Source organism: Plantactinospora sp. WMMC1484 (assembly GCF_049315195.1).
GTDB lineage: Bacteria > Actinomycetota > Actinomycetes > Mycobacteriales > Micromonosporaceae > Plantactinospora.
The window spans coordinates 4,276,546-4,293,558 of record NZ_CP186055.1 but is presented as its reverse complement, the minus strand read 5'-3'; the positions used below and the strand labels follow the sequence as shown (position 1 = coordinate 4,293,558).

The window sequence follows — 17,013 nt, the reverse complement described above, 5'->3', positions numbered from 1 at the left end:
ACGCGCTGGCGCCAGGCGAACGGGCTAGAGGTGTGGGACGAGGTCGGACATCCGGCGGGCCGCCTCGGCGTTGTGCTCGGCGGCGCCGGGCATGTTGGCGCTCATGAACACCTCCGGCGTCTCGCCGCGTCGGATCTGGATGCCGAGCGCCTCGACGATGATCGCGTCGAGCAGGGCCAGACCGACCACACTCGACGACGGTCCGGCGGACGGCAGGCCGGGACCCAGTTCGACGAGCGCGTCGCCGGGCGGGCAGTGGTTGTCGACCACCACGTCGGCGATGTCGTGCAGCCGAGGGCCCGGCCGGGAGATCGCCGAGGCGTACCGGCGGGACGTGATGGCGATCAGCGGCAGGCCACGCGCCTTCGCGGCCTGGGCGACCTCGACGGGCAGCGGGTTCGCTCCCGAGTTGGAGGCGACAAGCAGCACGTCGCACCCGCCGTCGAGCCGGTAGCCGGCGAGCACCGACTCGGCGTGTCCGGACTCCCGTTCCAGCACGGTGCTGTGCACCGCGCCCTCGTGCAGCATGTGCGCCGGTCTGAGGATCGGGCAGACCCGCACCGCGCCGCCGGCCCGGTAGAACGCCTCCTCGCCGAAGATGTGCGAATGCCCGCTGCCGAAGACGTAGAAGATGCCCTTGGCCGAGAACGACCAGGCGACCAGTTCGGCGGCCCGACGCACCGCCGGCAGTTCCTCGGTCAGGGCACGGCCGAGGATCTCCTGGACACGTGCGGCGTAGCCGGCACCGGTCACCTCCTCCGGAGACCAGCCCGCCCGTCCGGCGGGCGCCGGTCCGGCCGCGCTCACTTGACCGCTCCCGTCGTCAGCCCGCCGACGAAGTAGCGGCCGGCGAAGATGAACGGGACGATTGCGGGAATGACGGTGCAGACCGTGCCGGCCATCAGCAGCCCCCAGTTCACGGTGTACTGCCCCATGATCGCGCTCAGCCCGATCGGCAGGGTCTTGAGCTGGTCGCTGACGATCAACTGTGAGGCGAAGACGAACTCGGTCCAGGAGAAGACGAAGGCGTAGACGGCGACCGTGGAGATCCCGGGGGCGAGCAGCGGCAGGACGATCCGCAGCATCATCCGGATCGGGCCGGCCCCGTCCACGGCGGCGGCCTCGTCGATGTCCCGGGGGATCGCGAAGAAGAAGCCCCGGAGCAGCCAGGTGCAGAACGGCGCGGTGAAGGCCACGTTGACGATCACCAGCGCGTTCCTGGTGTCGATCAACTGCACCGCCGCGAACGCCTGGTAGAGCGGCACCAGCAGCAGCGTCCCCGGAATCATGTACGCCACCAGGATCGCCCCGGCCAGCTTGTTGCCACCGGGGATGCGCAGCCGGTAGAGCCCGTACGCCGCCGCGAACGACACCAGCACGGTGAAGAAGGCGGTGCAGAGCGCGACCACGAAGCTGTTGGTGAGGTAGCTCGGGTAGTCCGTGGCGGTGAAGAGCTGCCGGAAGTTCTCCAGGGTCGGATCGGTCGGGATCAGCGTCGGCGTCGTTCGCAGGATCTCCTCGCGGTCCTTGAACGCCGAGATGGTGATCCAGTAGAGCGGTCCGAGCACGATGGCCGTGAGCACGGCCCAGGTGACGATGCGGGGCAGTCGCGCCCACGACAGCCGGGGTGTCACGAGTCCTCCTTCGGCTTCGCGGCGCGGATGTAGACGGCGGCGACGGCGGCCAGCAGGACGATCGTGATCACGCTGACGGCGGCGGCGTCGCTCGCCTGGAACTGGTTGAACGCCTTGTTGTAGATGAAGACCGGCGCCGTGGTGCTCACGTCGGCGGGACCGCCCTTGGTGACCAGGTAGATCGAGTCGACGATGTTGAACGACCAGAGCGACCCGACCAGCCCGAGCGCGAAGAGCACCGGCTGGAGCAGCGGAAACGTGATCCGCCAGAAGATCCGCCAACTGTTGGCCCCGTCGACCCGGGCGGCCTCGTAGATCTCGGTGGGGATCGTCCGCAGGGCGCCGAAGATGACGACCGCGCCGAGCGGGAACCAGTGCCAGCTGTTCATCAGGATCAGCGCCGGCATCGCCAGGGCGCTGTCCCCGAACGGGCTGCCGAGCCCGTCGATGCCGACGGCGGAGGCGAGTTTCGGCACGATGCCGTAGTTGCTGTTGCCCAGCCACTGCCAGATGACCGCGACCGCGACGGTGGGGATGACCCAGGGGAAGAGCACCCAGGTCCGGGAGGCCCGCGCCCAGCGGCCGGTGCCGCCGATCAGCAGCGCGGTCCCGAAGGCCATGAGCGTCTGCACCAGGAGGTTGCCGGCCAGCCAGATGCCGGAGCGCCCGATCGAGGCCCAGAACGCGTTGTCGGCAAGGGCCCGGCTGTAGTTCTCCAGGCCGACGAAGGTCGAGTCGCTGCCGACGACGCCCTGGTCCTGGAGGCTGAGCAGCACGGTGTTCAGCAGCGGATAGCCGATCACGGCGAGCATCACGAGCACGAGCGGCGCGACGAGGGCGTACCCGAGGAGATGGACCCGCCAGGGCCGGCGACGGCGGCGCTCCGCCGTCGCCGGCTGCCCGGCGGCCCGGGTACCGGGGACGACCGCCCCGGTACCCGGCACCGCGTTGCGGCTGCTCACTTGGCGACCGCCTCGCGCATCTGCTCCTCACCCCACCTGACCGCCGCCTCCGGCGACTCGCCGCTGCTGTAGACCCGCTGCACCACCTGGGCCAGCACGTTCTGGCCGGAGATCTTTCCGATGGAGTCGACGTACTGGCCGTCGACGAAACCGAAGAGACCGCCCGTCTTCGACTGCTCCAGCATGGCGTCGACGCAGCCCCGGTACTTCTGGATGACCTCGTTGCTGGTCCAGGACTCGGCCGTGGCACCGTCGGCGGTCAGCGGCAGGAAGAGACCCGGCTCGGCGTTGAGCAGGGTGCCGTAGTTCTCCGGCTCCAGGACGTACTTCAGGAACGCCTCGGCGCCGGCGGCCTTCTCGTCGTCGTTGGACATCACCATCGCGGCGTTCGAGTAGTAGATGCTGCCCGGCTCGCCGCCGGAGTCCGCGACCGGGATCGGGGCGCAGCCCAGGTCGCTGGCTGGCCGGCCGGACTCCTGCTCGAACGGGGCCAGGTACTGCCCCTTCTCGATCGCCATCGCCGCCGCGCCGCTGTTGAACGCCGCCTGCGGCTCGCCCCAGGAGTAGTTGCCGCTGTCGGAGGGCGACTGCTTGAGCAGGTCCCGGTAGAGGGTGACGGCCCGGACCGTCTCCGGGGTGTCGAAGTTGACCTCACCGGACGGGGTGAAGAAGTTTCCGGCCCCGCCGGTCAGCATCAGGCTGTAGAGCACCTGGTCGGTGGCGAGGTTCCTCCCCGCCGGCAGCGCGATCCCGTGCTGGTTGCCGGTGGTGAGCTTCTGGGCGTCCGCCAGCAGCTCGCTGGTGGTCTTCGGCGGTTCGGTGATGCCCGCCTTGGCCAGCAGGTCCTTGCGGTACCAGAGCATCTGCACCATGCCGTAGAGCGGGACGGCCCAGTACTCGTCGTCGTCGCGGTAGGGCGCCTTGGCCGCCTCGCCGAAGGTGTGCGCCTTGTCCAGCTCCTCCACCAGTGCCGTCACCGGCCGGACGCCGCCGAGCGGGCGCACGTAGGTGGTGAAGTCGGGGATGGTGAAGAGGATGTCGGGCTGGGTCTTCGACTGCACCGCGCCCGAGATCTTCGTGTAGATCTGGTTCCAGTCCTGGACCTGCGCCTGGACCTTGTATTCCGGATTTGTCGCGTTGTAGCCGTCGATCAGCTTCTGGAACTCCGCGACCCGGTTCGGTGGCTGCTCCATGTGCCACAGGATCAACGTCTTGTCGTCCCCGGCCGGCCCACTCGACCCGCCGCAGGCGGCGGCCGACAGGCTGGCCGCCGCAACCACGGCCACGGCGGTCAGCCGCTTGAACTTTCCGTACCTCATGAGGTGGAACTCCTCTCACGGCCTTCAGGCGTCTCGCGAGCCTCCGGATCGTCCCGGCTCCTCGGCCGGCCGACGACGCTGCGGACTAGACGGACCGAGCGGTGTTGGAATAATGTTCCGGACCATACAGATGCGGTCTAGACCAGTCAAGAGCAGGGAGGTCCCGGTCTCGGCCGACGTGGCCGGGTTCGGTCGCCCAGCGCAGATACGGGATGCTCACGTCATGTCAACGCCGAAACACGTCGCGATCACGACCGCTCTCCGCGAGCAGTGCCGGAGCCTGCCGGTGGGATCCCGGCTGCCCTCGGAGAAGGACCTCGCCCTGCGGTTCGAGGTCAGCCGGATGACGGTCCGGCAGGCACTCGACGCACTGGCCACGGACGGGCGGGTGGAACGCGTGCCGGGTCTCGGCACGTTCGTCCGCCGCCCGACCGTGGCGATGGGCCCGCACCTGACCTCCTTCACCGAGGACATGCGCTCCCGGGGACTGCGGCCGAGCAGCCGGTTGGTCGCGATCGAGGAGGTGCCCGCCTCCCCCGAGGTCGCTGTCGACCTCGGGGTCGAGGTCGACAGCCCGGTCATCCGGCTGGAGCGGCTCCGGTTCGCCGACGACGAGCCGATGTGCCTGGAGGATGCCCACCTGCCCGCCCGGTTCCAACGCGTGCTCGACGCCGCCGAACTGGAGGGGTCGCTGCACGAGGTGCTGGCGAGCGCGGGCGTCGTGATGGCGGCGGCCCGCCGACGGGTACGCGCGGTGCCCGCGCCGTCCCGCGACGCCCAACTGCTCGGCCTGCCGGAACACGCCCCGGCACTGGAGATCGTCGACCTCTTCTACGACACCAACCGCCGCCCGGCGCAGCGCTCCCGGTCCCGCTACCGCCACGACCGTTACGAGGTCATGTCCGACCTGCACCGCCCGAGCACCGAATCGAGGGAGCACAACAGATGACCTGGACCGCCCACACCAGCCCCGACCTGCCCGAACCGGCCGGGCCGTACAGTCACGTGATCGACACGGGGACGATGGTCTGGACGGCCGGCTTCGGCCCGCAGGACCCGGTCACCGGCGTCGTGCCGGAGGGCATCACCGCGCAGACCGAGCAGGTGCTCGACAACGTCGAGGGCGCGCTGCGCACCGTCGGGCTGGGCCTCGCCGACGTCGTGAAGGCCACCGTGCACCTGCAACACCTGGACCGCGACTTCGGCGCCTACAACGAGGTGTACGCCAGCCGGTTCCGGCCGCCCTACCCGGTGCGGACCACCGTCGGCAGCACCCTCGCCGGGATCCTGGTCGAGGTCGACGTCGTGGCCGTACGGCGCGACCGGGCGCCCGGGAGCTGAGCGCGATGGGTGCCGTGCAGGTGTTGGACGCGGTCTGGCTGGTCGGCAGCGGCAGTCACCCCGAGGCGCTCGCCGACCCGCACGACTGCCACTGTTACCTGGTCTGGGACGGCACCGGCGGGATCCTGGTCGACACCGGGACCGGCCTGGGCGCCCGGACCTGGCTGGCGGCCATTGCCGAGGTCTGCGACCCGGCCGTCCTGACCGGCGCCGTCGTCACGCACTACCACGCCGACCACGCCGGTGGCGCCGCCGCGGCACGGAGCGCGGGGCTGCCCGTGCTGGCCAGCGCCGAGACCGCGGCGGCGCTGGCCACCGGCGACGAGTCGCGCACCTCGCTGGCCGCCGCCCGCGCCGCCGGGGTCTACCCACCCGGCTACCGGCTCGCACCCGCCGGTGTGGACCGGGTGGTGCGGGGTGGCGACGTCGTCCGGGCCGGTGGCCTGGAGATCGAGGTCGTCGACGCTCCCGGTCACTGCGACGGCCACCTCGTCGTGCTGGTCCGTTCCGCCGGCCGGAACATCCTGTTCAGCGGCGACTGCCTCTTCGCCGGTGGGCGGGTGAGCCTGCAGGCGATCCACGACTGCCGGCTCGACCGGTACGCCGAGACCGTCATCGCGCTCGCCGGGCGCGAGGTCGACGTGCTGCTGCCCGGCCACGGCGACCCGGTGCTGCGCGACGCCCGGGTGGAGATCGGCAGGGCGGCGGAGTCGTTCCGGCGGCTCGTTCCCCCGCCGAACGTCCACACCCCCTGAGCGCCCGACACCCGACTCCGCTCCTCTGCACGGAGCTGGGGTGCGCCCGCCGCCGAGGGACGATCCCGATGACCCAAGGTTGGGCATTCGATTGACGGCCGTCATGGAATCTTCTACATTTGATAGTGACCGTCATCGATGGTCGCCGAGATGGTGGCATCAGGGCCCCTCCTGCACGATCCGTCGTGCAGGAGGGGCCCTGTGACGATCACGCGCCGCCAACACGGACGCCGGTCGATTCATTGGAGTGCCGTGACGGCACAACCACCCTCCGAGGAGGAACGTTCATGGAGAGGGCAGACCGCAGACGTCGCCCGATGATTCCGACGCTGTCGGGCGCCGTGGCTGTCGCGGGCGCCGCGATGTTGATAGCGACCGCCGTACCGTCGGGTGCAGCCGAGTTCGGGAATGCCCGGGTGACCGCGTCCGGCGCCGACGCGGGCAGCCTTGCGGCCACTGCGGGTTGCGGTAGGGCACCGGCGTTGACGAGTGGCACGCATTCGATACAGAGCGGCGGACGGAGCCGCAGCTTCGTGCTGCGAATTCCCGACAACTACGACAACAACCGCCCCTACCGGCTGGTCTTCGGGTTCCACTGGTTGGGCGGCAACGCCAACTCGGTGGTGAGCCAGAGCTACTACGGCCTCCTTCCACTGTCGAACAACAGTACGATATTCGTCGCGCCCGAGGGACTCAACAATGGCTGGGCCAACTCCGGCGGCGAGGACGTCACCTTCACCGACGACATGATCCGGACGATCCAGAACGCTCTCTGCGTCGACACGGCGCAGGTGTTCTCGCTCGGGTTCAGCTACGGCGGCGGCATGAGCTACGCACTCGCGTGTGCCCGGGCGAACGTCTTCCGCGCGGTCGCGATCTACTCGGCCGGCGTGATCAGCGGATGCAACGGCGGCAACGATCCCATCGCATACCTCCAGGCGCACGGCCTCAGCGACAACGTGCTCAGCATCTCCGGTGGTCGGGCGATGCGCGACAGGTTCGTCAGGAACAACGGCTGCACCCCGGCAAGCCCGCCCGAGCCGGCGCAGGGCAGCGGTACGCACACGGAGTTCCACTACTCGGGTTGCTCGGCCGGACATCCCGTCGTCTGGTATGCGTTCGACGGGGGCCACACCCCCACTCCGCAGGACGCCGGTTCGAACGCGGCCTGGCTCCCCCAGGAGACCTGGACGTTCTTCACCCAGTTCCAGGGCACCACCCCGACGCCGGGCCCGAGCACCACCCCGACGCCGGGCCCGAGCACCACCCCGACGCCGGGCCCGAGCACGCCGACACCCGGCCCCACCACTCCGACATCCCCCGCCGGCGCATGCCGGGTGACCGCCACCGTGAACGCCTGGAACACGGGCCTGACCGAGAGCATCACCATCACCAACACCGGCAGCAGCACGGTCAACGGCTGGTCCCTGGTCTTCACGCTACCGAGCGGCCAGACCATCACCTCAGGATGGAACGCCAGCTACTCACCGTCCTCCGGGCAGGTGACGGCCAGGAACGCCTCCTACAACGCCGCCATCGCACCGAACGCGTCGGTCAACATCGGCTTCCAAGCCAACCACACCGGCAACACCGCCAGGCCAGCCTCATTCGCGCTGAACGGCGCCGCCTGCGCTCTCGCCTGATCCCCGGCAAGAGCCCGGGGTGGAGCCCGTCTGGGCTCCACCCCGGACGGCGGAGGACTCCGCTCCCGCGCCGCCCACACCGCCCGTCGGGGCCAGCCGGTCGCGGACGGCCGGCACGATCCCGTGCGGCAGAAAGAGCACCACAAGCACCAGCAGGAGCGCGTAGACGGCGTAGGACAGCACGCTCGGCGCGTAGCTGGGCATGCCCGGCTGGGTGCCGAGCGTGGTGAGCACCTGCACGAGCAGGATGATGGCGGTGGCGCCGACGAGGGCACCCCAGAGAGTGCCGAGACCGCCGACCACGGCCATCACGACGTACTCGATGGAGAGCAGGACCGGGAACGAGCCGGGAGCGATGTAGCCGAGATAGAAGGCGTAGATTCCGCCCGCGAGTCCGGCGAACGCGGCGGAGAGGGCGAAGACGGTGAGTCGATACCGCCCGACCGGAATTCCACTGGCCGCGGCCGCCGTCTCGCTGGTCGCCAGCGCCCGCAGGCCGCGTCCGGGTCGGGACGCCACGACGTTGCGGGCCACCAGCAGGGTCACCGCCACCGCGATCCAGACCAGGTAGGCGTAGGAGATGTCGTCGGCGAACTCGGCGCCACCGACGGAAAGCCGCGGGATGCCCTGCAGGCCGATGGCGCCGCCGGCCCAGTCCGCCTGGCTGAGCAGGGATAGCAGGATGAGCTGCGTGGCGAGCGTGGCGAAGGCGAGATGGTGGCCACGCAGGCGCAGCAGCGGCACGCCCACCACGAGGGCGAACGCGGCGGCCGTGAGCGGCGCGGCGAGCAGGCCGACGAGCGGTGGCAGGCCCTGCACGGCGAGCAGGCCGGCGGTGTAGCCGCCGATCGCGTAGAAGGCGGCCTGGCCCAGCGACACCTGTCCGGCATAGCCCATCAGCATCGTCAGGCCAATGGTGACCATCGCGGCGAGGCCGAGCAGGATGTAGATGGCGAGGTGGCTGCCGGAGAGCAGCGGGGGCAGGGCGAGCGTCACCGCCGCCACCACCGCCGGAAGCCACCGGGTCGCGGCCGTCGGTAGACCCCGGTTGGCGGTCGCCGGACGCCACCGGGTCGCGGCCGTGGGACGCCGTCCGGTCGGCGGCCTCCGCTGCACGTTCATGCCGTCTCCTGCAGCGCGACCGGCTGGCGCGCCGCCCGCCAGATCATCACGGTGAGCATGAGCACCAGGGCGACCTCCATCTGGTACGCGGCGCCGCCGTACCCGGCGACGAGGGCCTGCGCGGCGCCGAGCAGCAGGCCGCCGAGCAGGGTGAGCGCCGGCCGCACCAGACCGCCGAGGATGGCCGCGGCGAAGCCGCCGACGACGAGCGTGACGTCGTAGTCGAAGGTGACGAGTTGGATCGGGGTGACCAGTACGCCGGCCAGTCCGCCGAGCGCGCCGGCGATGGCGAAGGAGAGCAGGCCCATCCGCCGGACGTCGATGCCGACCAGCCGGGCGGCGTACGGGTTGGACGCGCACGCCGACAGCGCCCGGCCGGTGTCGGTGCGGGTGAACAGCACGCCGAGCCCGGTGAAGACGACGAGCGTGGCGCCGACGATGAGCAGGTAGTGGGCCTGGAAACGGGCGCCGAGCAGGTCGACCGCGCCGGGTACGCCGGGGAACGAGCGCGGCTGGTCTCCCCAGACGAGGACCTCGACGGCGTACGCGAAGACGCCGAGTCCGAGCGTGACGATGAGCGACGCGCCGGGTGGGGTCCCGGGCCTGCCTATCGCGACCAGTCCCACCACCAGTCCGGCGACGGCACCGATCGCCACGGCGAGCGCCTCGGACGGTCCGTGCGGCAACCCGCTTCCCAGCAGTGTCGAGGCGGTCATCGCGGCGATCACCGCGAACGAGCCCTGGGCGAAGTTGACCACCCGGGTGACCCGGTAGACGACCACGAGTCCGCTGCCGACGAGGGCGAAGGCACAGCCGCCGCCGAGCCCCGTGACGAGGTACTGCAGAAGTTCGCTCATCCGGTCGCACCCAGGTAGGCGGCAGCGACCCGGGGATCGCCGGCCAGTTCGGCGGCGCTGCCGGCGGCGGCGACCCGGCCGGCCTCCAGGACGTACCCCCGGGTGCACAGGTCCAGGGCGAGGCGGGCGTTCTGCTCGATGAGCAGCACGGCGAGGCCGTGTTCGGCGTTGAGGGTCCGCAGGTGGCGGGCGAGGTCGGCGACGACGAGCGGGGCGAGGCCGAGGGAGAGCTCGTCCACCGCGAGCACGTCCGGGCGGGCCATCAGCGCCCGGCCCACCGCCACCATCTGCTGCTCGCCCCCGGAGAGCTGACCGGCGCGGCGGCGACGCAGCCCGACCAGCCCGGGCAGAACATCGTAGATCCGGGCGGTGTCCCGGTCTCGGCCGCGCCAACCGCCCAGCCGCAGGTTGTCGTCCACGGTCAGATCGGGGAACATCTGCCGCCCCTCGGGCACGTGGGCGAGGCGGCCCCGGACGATGACCGTGCCGCCGGCCGGGCGCAGGATGCCGGAGAGTGTGTTGACCAGTGTGGACTTTCCGGCACCGTTAGGGCCGATGAGCGCGACCATCTCACCGGGGCGCACGGTGAGGCCGACCCCGTCGAGGGCGGTCGCCGCGCCGTAGCGGACGGTGAGCTTGTCCACCTCGATCACGTCGGCGCCTCCGTGCCGAGGTAGGCGGCGACGACGGCCGGATGAGTCCGGATCTCGGCCGGCGTGCCCTCGGCGATCACCCGGCCGAGATCGAGCACGGTGACCCGGTCAGCGAGCCGGGTCACGAAGGCAACATCGTGCTCGATCTTGATCATCGTCAGCCCGCCGGCCTTCAACTCCTCGACGAGCTGAGCCAGCGACTCCCGCTCGGCAGCGCGCAGCCCGGCCGCGGGTTCGTCGAGCAACAGCAGCCGCGGCCGGCCGCAGAGTGCGCGGGCGACCTGGAGCGCTCGCTGCTGGCCCAGTGGCAGCGACTCCGCCGGCCGGTCCGCCCAGGCGGCGAGTCCGACCCGGTCGAGTGCCTCCCGCGCCCGATGCCGGATCTCGCGCTCCTCCCGACGGTGTCCGGGCAGCCGTAGCACGGCGGCGGCGAAGCCGCTGCGGGTGGTGGTGTGCGCCCCGACCATGACGTTCTCCAGGGCGCTCATCCCGCGGAAGATGCGCGCGCCCTGGAAGACGATGGCGATGCCGAGCACGGCCCGCCGGTGCGCCGGCATCCGGTCGATGCGGTCTCCGGCGAAGGTGATCATGCCGCCGCTGACGGGAAGCTGCCCGCCGATGAGGTTGAACAGCGTCGACTTGCCGGCACCGTTCGGGCCGATGACGCCGCGCAGCTCGCCGTGCGCGACGTCGAGCCCGACATCGCGCACGGCGTAGACGCCGCCGAAGGCGCGGGACACGCCGGTGAGTCGCAGCAGAGGCTCGGTCACCTGCCGGCCACCGCGCCGAGTTGCTGGCTCGCCCACTCGGTGGGTACCAGCGCGCCGCCGGTGACCTTGTTGATCGAGATGTAGTCGGCGCTCAGCCCGGCGTGGTCGGTGACGCTGTAGGTGTAGGTGCCGTTCGGAGTGGTGGCGGTGAGCCCTTCCAGCGCGGCCCGAACCTTCTCCGGGTCGGTGCTGCCCGCCTTCTCGATCGCGGCCACCAGCAGCTTCACGCCGCTGTAGCCGTCCTGGGCGAACTGCGGCGGCGGGTAACCGTAGCTCTGCTGGAACGGTGCGGCGAGTTCGTCGACGGCCCGCTTCAGCTCCCCGTCCGGCAGGCTGTCGCCGACCACACCGATGGAGCTGGCCACGATCGCGCCCTCGGCGGCCGCGCCGACCGGGTCCAACCAGAGCTTGCTCGCCTGCGCTCCGGTGAAGACGATCGGCACCTGGAGCGCGGCGGTCGGGTACTGCTTGGCCAGGGCCACGCCGGGTGGCCCGGTGGCCCAGACGACCAGCGCCGCTGCCCCGGAGGAGCGGACCTGGTGGAAGACCGCGGAGAACTCGGTCGTCGTGGTCTGGAACTCGGGGGTGGCGGTGAGCGTGATGCCGTATCCGGCGGCCCTGGTCTTCGTGCCGGTGAAGCCGGCGCGGGCGTAGGAGCTCTTGCCGTCGTAGGCGACCGCGACCCTGGTGATGTTCTGGGCCTTGAGGTACTGCAGGATCCGGTCGGCGTACGTGGCGGAGGTGGCCGGCACCACGAAGACGTACGGGTGGATGGGGTCGACCTGCTCGTCGGCCGGGGTCAGCGAGATGTACGGGATCTTCTCCCGGTCGACCAGCGGGATGGTGGCCAGCGCCGAGTTCGAGAAGGGTGACCCGATCACGGCGGCGACGTCCCTGCCCCTGAGGTCGTTGAAGGCCAGCACCGACTGGTCGGGCTGGCTCCGGTCGTCGCGGACGAGCAACTCGACCTGGCGGCCGAGCACCCCGCCGGCCGCGTTGACCTGCTCGACGGCGAGCTTCACGGACTTCTCGTTCTCGGTGCCGAGCGGTGCGTAGTTGCCGGTCAGCGATACGATCTGGCCCACCTTGATGGGCCCGTCGCCGTCGTCGGTGGCGGAGTCGTCACCGCAGGCGGCCATGGCGGAGACCACGGCGAGCACGACGGCGGTTACGGCGGTACGTCGCACGGGCGCCTCCCACAGCGCGGGGACAGCTTTGTTACCTGGACGCTAGACACGTGTTGCACGCCGGTCAATGATGGTGCCTAATATTGGTTGTCCCGAAACGGGACCGATCGCCTCGGTCTCGCAGGGCTGAACAGATATCGGACGATTCGAAATCTGTATAGTCGGCCGCATGTCGGTCCAGCCCGCGTCACCCGCCGCCGACCTGCCGCGGGGGCAGGCCGGGGGCAGCCCCCAGCACCTGCTGCTGACCCTGCTCGGCGACTACTGGTACGGGCAGCGAGCTCCGCTGCCCTCCGCGGCACTCGTGGCACTGCTGGGCGAGTTCGCCATCACCGAGGTCAGCGCCCGGGCGGCGCTGAGCCGGCTGGCCCGCCGCGGCCTGCTCGAACTCTCCAGGGCCGGACGGCGCACCTCCTACGCGCTCAGTGCCCGCGCTGCCGAGGTGCTCACCGAGGGGCGCGGGCACATCCTCTCCTTCGGCACGGCGCAGGCGGCCTGGACCGGGCACTGGACGGTGGCGGCGTTCTCCGTGCCCGAGGACGACCGGTCCCGGCGGCACGCCCTGCGTACCCGGCTCGGCTGGTACGGCTTCGCACCGCTCTACGACGGCCTCTGGGTCTCCCCGCACGGACGGGTCCGCGAGGTGACCGGGGTCCTGGCCGAGCTCGGCATCGACCGGGCGACCGTCTTCATCGCCGAGCTCGCCGAGGGCGGGCCGGTGGGCGGGAACCCGGTCAAGGCGTGGGACCTCGACGCGCTGCGCAGCGGTTACGAGCGGCTGCTCAGCGCCTACGGACCGGTGCGGGAGCGCTGGCGCAGCGGGCAGATCGGCACGGCGGAGGCCCTGGTCGCACGCACCGCGCTGATGGACGACTGGCGCACCATGCCGGGCCTCGACCCGGAGCTGCCCACCGAGCTACTGCCGGCACAGTGGCCCCGGGCGCGGGCCCGGGAACTCTTCGTGGAGCTCTACGACGGCCTCGCCGGCCTCGCCGAGCAGCGGGTGGTGCAGGTGGTCGCCGAGTACGACCCCGAGCTGGCCGCGCTCGTGCGCAGTCACACCAGCCGCAGCCGCGACCTCTGACAGCGGCCGGCCACCCGCGGCGGTGTGGTGGCGCCGCAATGTGTGACACATGTCTTGACGACAGGAGCGAGACCAGTAAGCCTATGGACAGGCGAAGGAGGACCCATGGGTGACGACGCGTACGACGCGATCGCCGAACTCGGCACCGCGCCGCTGTGGCGCTACTTCGGCAACCTCTTCGCGGCCGAACCGAAGAGCCGGGCTGTGCCGTACCGGTGGTCCTACCCGGCGCTCCGGCCCCACCTGCTGCACTTCGCCGACGTGCTGTCGCTGGAGGAGGCGGAGCGCCGGGTGCTGATGCTTGTCAACCCGGGGCTCTCCGACCCGCCGGCCACCACCACCACGCTGTACGCCGGCATCCAGGTGATCCTGCCCGGCGAGACCGCGCAGGCGCACCGGCACACCTCCGGCGCCTTCCGCTTCATCATCGAGGGCAGCGGCGCATACACGACCGTGAACGGCGAGCGGGTGCACATGCACCCCGGCGACCTGCTGCTGACCCCGGGCTGGCACTGGCACGACCACGCCCACGAGGGCGACGGGCCGATGCTCTGGCTCGACGGCCTGGACTTCCCGCTCGTCAATGCCCTGGAGGCCGGCTTCTTCGAGCTCTACGGCGAACGTACGCAGAAGGCCGGCGTACCCGACGACATCTCGTCCCGCCAGTTCATCCACGGCCGGCTGACCCCCGCCTGGGATCCGCAGCCGAGCCCGAACTCGCCGATCGGCAACTATCCCTGGGCCGAGACCGCGCGGGCGTTCGACGCGATCGCCGACGACGCGGTGGGCAGCTACTCCGACGGCGTGCTACTGGAATACACCAACCCGTGGACCGGCGGCCCGGTCATGCCGACCATCGGATGCCGGGTGGCGCGGCTGCGCCCGGGATTCCGCGGCGTGCCCCGCCGGCAGACCCCGAGCACCGTCTACCACGTGGTGCGGGGGCACGGCGTGACCACGGTGGAGGGCCAGCGGCTGGAGTGGGGGCCGAAGGATGTCTTCGCCGTGCCGGGCTGGGCCACGTACACGCACGTCAACTCCGTGTCGGACGAGGACGCGATCCTCTTCTCCTACACCGACGCGCCGGCGCTGGCCGCGCTCGGCCTCCATCGCGAGGAGGTCCGGTGAGGCTCGCCGTGTTCCGCACCGATCGGGAGACCCGGCTCGGCGTGGTCGACGGCGACCACCTCGTCGACATCACCGGACTGGTCGACGCGCCGCCGTCCGGACCGGCCGGCCCGCTGCACGCGCTGCTGGGGTCCGGCGCCGACCCGCACCGGCTCACCGCCGGAGCGCTCGCCGGCCGCCCCCGTGTCCCGCTGGCCGGGGTAAGGTTCGCACCACCGCTCCCCCGCCCTGGCAAGATCGTCGCGGCACCGGTCAACTACCGCGACCACCAGGCCGAGATGGCCGCCCCGCTCACCGTCGCCGACCTCGGCCTCTTCCTCAAGGCACCCTCCTCGGTTCTCGGGCACGGCGGCGCGGTGGCACTGCCCTACACCGACGTGCGCACCGACCAGGAGGCGGAGCTGGCGGTCGTGATCGGCCGCGAGGCACGGCACGTGCCGGCAGAGCGGGCCCTGGACCACGTCGCGGGCTACACCTGCCTGCTCGACATCACCGTGCGCTCCACCGAGGACCGCTCGACGCGCAAGTCGTTTGACACGTTCACGCCGCTCGGCCCCTGGCTCACCACCCCGGAGGAGGTCGGTGACCCGGGCACCCTCGCCCTGCGCTGCTGGGTCGGCGGCACGCTGCGCCAGTCCGCCAGCACCGCCGACCTCATCTTCGGCGTCCCGCAGCTGATCGCGTACGCCAGCTCGGTCATGACGCTCTGGCCCGGCGACATCGTCGCGACCGGGACCCCGGCGGGTGTCGGGCCGATCCGGCACGGCGAGCGGATCGCCGTGCAGATCGACCGCGTCGGGCGGCTGGAGGTCAGCGTCACCGGCGACCGGGCCCGGCCGTACGCGGCGCGCCCCGGACGGGCCGGCGCACCGGGTCCGCCCCCATCGGCGGGGCGGACCGAGGCGGTGCGCGCGTGACCCGACCGCCGCAGCACCGCCCGGTCATCGTGGTCGGTGCCGGCCCGGTCGGCATGTCCGCAGCGCTGTCGCTGCGCGCCCTGGGCCGCCCGGCCACCGTCCTGGAAGCGGGCGAGCAGGACCGGCTCCGCCCGGGCAGCCGGGCGATCTTCGTGCACCGGGCCACCCTGGAGGTGCTCGACCGGTCCAGTCCCGGCCTCGCCGGCGACCTCGCCGCGCACGGGCTGGTCTGGCAGACCAAACGCACCTTCTACGCCGGACGCCAGGTCTTCGCGCGCAGCTACCCGCCGCCCGAGCCCGGCGCACTGCCGCACTTCACCAGCCTGCCGCAGGTGGAGACCGAACGGTACCTGCTGGAGGCGTGCAAGGCGGCCGGCGTCGAGTTCGTCTGGAACTCCGAGATCACCCGAGCGGTCACCGGGACGGACGGCGCGGAACTGGCCACCGTGACGGGCGACCGCTGGACGGCCGAATACGTCATCGCGGCCGACGGTGCCCGCTCGGCGGTACGCCGGGCACTCGGCGTGACGATGGCGGGCAGCCGCTCCGACGGCTGGTACGTCGTGGTCGACGTGGAGGAGACCACCGCGCCGCTCCCTGCCGAGCGAATCTTCCACTACGCCCATCCGGCAGTCGACGGCCGCAACGTCCTGCTCGTGCCCTTCGCCGGCGGCTGGCGCGTCGACCTGCAACTGCACGACGGCGACGACCCGGAACGGCTGAGCGAGGGCGCCGGCCTGCGCCGCTGGTTGCGGGCGGTCCTGCCGCCCCGGTACGCCGACCGGGTCGCCTGGGCGTCGACATACCAGTTCCTCCAGGTGGTCGCCGACGACTTCACCGACCCGTACCGGCGGGTCCTCCTCACCGGCGAGGCCGCGCACCTCTTCGCCCCGTTCGGCGCGCGTGGGATGAACTCCGGGGTGCCGGACGCGGACGCCGCGGCCACGGCGGCACACGTCGCGCTCTCCACCGGCGTACCGGCGCGAGCGCGGGCCGCCGTCGAGGACTTCGCGATCTCGCGTCGCCGCGCCGCGCTGTTCAACCGGGACGCCGCCGGCGATGCCCTGGCACACCTGCGACCCGATGCGGAGCAGCGCGTCCGGCTGGCGGAGGCGGCCCGGGGCGCGGCGCACGACGACCGGCTCGGCCACTGGCTCGACACCGCGCCGTACGGCCCGCGCGAGATCCCGCCCGGCAACACCGTCTACAAGTACTGAGTGTGCGACATGGGTGAGCCAGCGTCGATCGTGACCAGCCGCCGGCTGGAGTGGTCCGAGACCGACCCGATGGGCCGGTGGCACTACGCCACGGCGCTGCGCTTCGTCGAGCACGCCGAGACGTCCCTGCACGAGCGGCTCGGCGTCGCGCAGCAGGCGTTCAACCAAATGCCACGGCTCAACCTGACCGTCGACTTCCTCGGCCCGCTGCACTACGCGGAGGTGGCCCAGACCACCCTGGCGGTCGAGCACGTCGGACGCAGCTCGCTGCGGTACGCGTTCACGATCGCCCGGTCCGGCGTCGTGGTGGCCCGGGGCACCCTGACGATCGCCTGGTTCGACCCCGCCACCGGCCGTACCGCACCGTGGCCGGAGCAGATCCGGGAACTCTTCACCGCAGCCGGCCCGCAGGGGGGATGACTCG

The 17,013-nt window shown here is 71.6% G+C and carries 18 protein-coding genes; 9 read left to right on the top strand and 9 right to left on the bottom strand.

Translation table 11 applies throughout. The annotated features are described in order from the left end of the window. Positions 1-24: 24 nt before the first annotated feature. Genes ACN28C_RS18880 through ACN28C_RS18865 form a run of 4 tightly spaced genes read right to left on the bottom strand, consistent with a single transcriptional unit; the run spans position 25 to position 3,915 of the window. Complete coding sequence (locus ACN28C_RS18880) at positions 25-807, bottom strand: SIS domain-containing protein (protein WP_422768862.1); 783 nt, start codon at positions 805-807, stop codon at positions 25-27. Beyond that, on the bottom strand, positions 804-1,634 hold the full coding sequence (locus tag ACN28C_RS18875; protein ID WP_422768861.1) for a carbohydrate ABC transporter permease: 831 nt from the start codon (positions 1,632-1,634) through the stop codon (positions 804-806). Before ACN28C_RS18875 ends, ACN28C_RS18880 begins: the two co-directional genes overlap by 4 nt. Then, a complete protein-coding gene (locus tag ACN28C_RS18870; RefSeq protein WP_422768860.1) occupies positions 1,631-2,596 on the bottom strand; it encodes a carbohydrate ABC transporter permease in 966 nt (321 codons plus the stop codon). The genes ACN28C_RS18875 and ACN28C_RS18870 overlap by 4 nt, the downstream gene beginning before the upstream one ends. Beyond that, positions 2,593-3,915: an ABC transporter substrate-binding protein gene (locus ACN28C_RS18865; RefSeq protein WP_422768859.1), complete on the bottom strand. Its 1,323-nt coding sequence runs from the start codon at positions 3,913-3,915 to the stop codon at positions 2,593-2,595. Before ACN28C_RS18865 ends, ACN28C_RS18870 begins: the two co-directional genes overlap by 4 nt. 223 nt (positions 3,916-4,138) lie before the next feature. Between ACN28C_RS18865 and ACN28C_RS18860 the strand changes: the two genes are divergently transcribed. The 4 genes from ACN28C_RS18860 (at position 4,139) to ACN28C_RS18845 (ending at position 7,654) form a co-directional block, all read left to right on the top strand. Further along, positions 4,139-4,864, top strand: a complete 726-nt coding sequence (locus ACN28C_RS18860; RefSeq protein WP_422768858.1) for a GntR family transcriptional regulator — start codon at positions 4,139-4,141, stop codon at positions 4,862-4,864. Further along, positions 4,861-5,256, top strand: a complete 396-nt coding sequence (locus ACN28C_RS18855) for a RidA family protein (RefSeq protein WP_422768857.1) — start codon at positions 4,861-4,863, stop codon at positions 5,254-5,256. The genes ACN28C_RS18860 and ACN28C_RS18855 overlap by 4 nt, the downstream gene beginning before the upstream one ends. 5 nt (positions 5,257-5,261) lie before the next feature. Further along, on the top strand, positions 5,262-6,011 hold the full coding sequence (locus tag ACN28C_RS18850) for an MBL fold metallo-hydrolase (RefSeq protein WP_422768856.1): 750 nt from the start codon (positions 5,262-5,264) through the stop codon (positions 6,009-6,011). A 533-nt stretch (positions 6,012-6,544) separates the two neighbouring features. Next, on the top strand, positions 6,545-7,654 hold the full coding sequence (locus ACN28C_RS18845; protein ID WP_422768855.1) for a cellulose binding domain-containing protein: 1,110 nt from the start codon (positions 6,545-6,547) through the stop codon (positions 7,652-7,654). Here the strand turns inward: ACN28C_RS18845 and ACN28C_RS18840 are convergent. From ACN28C_RS18840 to ACN28C_RS18820, 5 genes are read right to left on the bottom strand one after another with little or no spacing between them, the layout of a single operon-like run. Further along, entirely contained in the window at positions 7,616-8,776 is a 1,161-nt protein-coding gene (locus tag ACN28C_RS18840) for a branched-chain amino acid ABC transporter permease (protein WP_422768854.1), read from the bottom strand. The two genes, ACN28C_RS18845 and ACN28C_RS18840, sit on opposite strands and share 39 nt — an antisense overlap. Next, complete coding sequence (locus ACN28C_RS18835; RefSeq protein WP_422768853.1) at positions 8,773-9,633, bottom strand: branched-chain amino acid ABC transporter permease; 861 nt, start codon at positions 9,631-9,633, stop codon at positions 8,773-8,775. Before ACN28C_RS18835 ends, ACN28C_RS18840 begins: the two co-directional genes overlap by 4 nt. Beyond that, the gene (locus tag ACN28C_RS18830; RefSeq protein WP_422768852.1) at positions 9,630-10,286 is read right to left on the bottom strand and encodes an ABC transporter ATP-binding protein; all 657 of its coding nucleotides are present in this window, start codon (positions 10,284-10,286) and stop codon (positions 9,630-9,632) included. The genes ACN28C_RS18835 and ACN28C_RS18830 overlap by 4 nt, the downstream gene beginning before the upstream one ends. Beyond that, positions 10,283-11,056, bottom strand: coding sequence for an ABC transporter ATP-binding protein (locus ACN28C_RS18825; protein WP_422768851.1), 774 nt, complete (start codon positions 11,054-11,056; stop codon positions 10,283-10,285). The genes ACN28C_RS18830 and ACN28C_RS18825 overlap by 4 nt, the downstream gene beginning before the upstream one ends. After that, positions 11,053-12,243, bottom strand: a complete 1,191-nt coding sequence (locus ACN28C_RS18820; protein WP_422768850.1) for an ABC transporter substrate-binding protein — start codon at positions 12,241-12,243, stop codon at positions 11,053-11,055. The genes ACN28C_RS18825 and ACN28C_RS18820 overlap by 4 nt, the downstream gene beginning before the upstream one ends. A gap of 169 nt (positions 12,244-12,412) precedes the next feature. Between ACN28C_RS18820 and ACN28C_RS18815 the strand changes: the two genes are divergently transcribed. The 5 genes from ACN28C_RS18815 to ACN28C_RS18795 all read left to right on the top strand — a co-directional run bounded on the left by ACN28C_RS18815 (position 12,413) and on the right by ACN28C_RS18795 (position 17,009). Continuing rightward, positions 12,413-13,327 (top strand): PaaX family transcriptional regulator C-terminal domain-containing protein, encoded by a 915-nt coding sequence (locus ACN28C_RS18815; protein ID WP_422768849.1) that lies wholly within the window; start codon positions 12,413-12,415, stop codon positions 13,325-13,327. A 105-nt stretch (positions 13,328-13,432) separates the two neighbouring features. Further along, a complete protein-coding gene (locus tag ACN28C_RS18810) occupies positions 13,433-14,455 on the top strand; it encodes a cupin domain-containing protein (protein ID WP_422768848.1) in 1,023 nt (340 codons plus the stop codon). Then, a complete protein-coding gene (locus ACN28C_RS18805; RefSeq protein ID WP_422768847.1) occupies positions 14,452-15,372 on the top strand; it encodes a fumarylacetoacetate hydrolase family protein in 921 nt (306 codons plus the stop codon). Before ACN28C_RS18810 ends, ACN28C_RS18805 begins: the two co-directional genes overlap by 4 nt. Then, positions 15,369-16,589 carry an FAD-dependent monooxygenase gene (locus ACN28C_RS18800; protein ID WP_422768846.1) on the top strand — a complete coding sequence of 407 codons (1,221 nt, stop codon included), beginning with the start codon at positions 15,369-15,371 and terminating at the stop codon, positions 16,587-16,589. The genes ACN28C_RS18805 and ACN28C_RS18800 overlap by 4 nt, the downstream gene beginning before the upstream one ends. A gap of 9 nt (positions 16,590-16,598) precedes the next feature. Further along, positions 16,599-17,009: an acyl-CoA thioesterase gene (locus ACN28C_RS18795; protein ID WP_422768845.1), complete on the top strand. Its 411-nt coding sequence runs from the start codon at positions 16,599-16,601 to the stop codon at positions 17,007-17,009. Positions 17,010-17,013: the final 4 nt, after the last annotated feature.

Excerpts from the sequence above, each read along its gene's own strand:
- ACN28C_RS18840 (WP_422768854.1), bottom strand. The coding sequence starts at position 8,776 with ATGAACGTGCAGCGGAGGCCGCCGACCGGACGGCGTCCCACGGCCGCG.
- ACN28C_RS18795 (WP_422768845.1), top strand. The coding sequence starts at position 16,599 with ATGGGTGAGCCAGCGTCGATCGTGACCAGCCGCCGGCTGGAGTGGTCC.
- ACN28C_RS18865 (WP_422768859.1), bottom strand. The coding sequence starts at position 3,915 with ATGAGGTACGGAAAGTTCAAGCGGCTGACCGCCGTGGCCGTGGTTGCG.
- ACN28C_RS18855 (WP_422768857.1), top strand. The coding sequence starts at position 4,861 with ATGACCTGGACCGCCCACACCAGCCCCGACCTGCCCGAACCGGCCGGG.
- ACN28C_RS18815 (WP_422768849.1), top strand. The coding sequence starts at position 12,413 with ATGTCGGTCCAGCCCGCGTCACCCGCCGCCGACCTGCCGCGGGGGCAG.
- ACN28C_RS18860 (WP_422768858.1), top strand. The coding sequence starts at position 4,139 with ATGTCAACGCCGAAACACGTCGCGATCACGACCGCTCTCCGCGAGCAG.
- ACN28C_RS18810 (WP_422768848.1), top strand. The coding sequence starts at position 13,433 with ATGGGTGACGACGCGTACGACGCGATCGCCGAACTCGGCACCGCGCCG.
- ACN28C_RS18835 (WP_422768853.1), bottom strand. The coding sequence starts at position 9,633 with ATGAGCGAACTTCTGCAGTACCTCGTCACGGGGCTCGGCGGCGGCTGT.
- ACN28C_RS18850 (WP_422768856.1), top strand. The coding sequence starts at position 5,262 with ATGGGTGCCGTGCAGGTGTTGGACGCGGTCTGGCTGGTCGGCAGCGGC.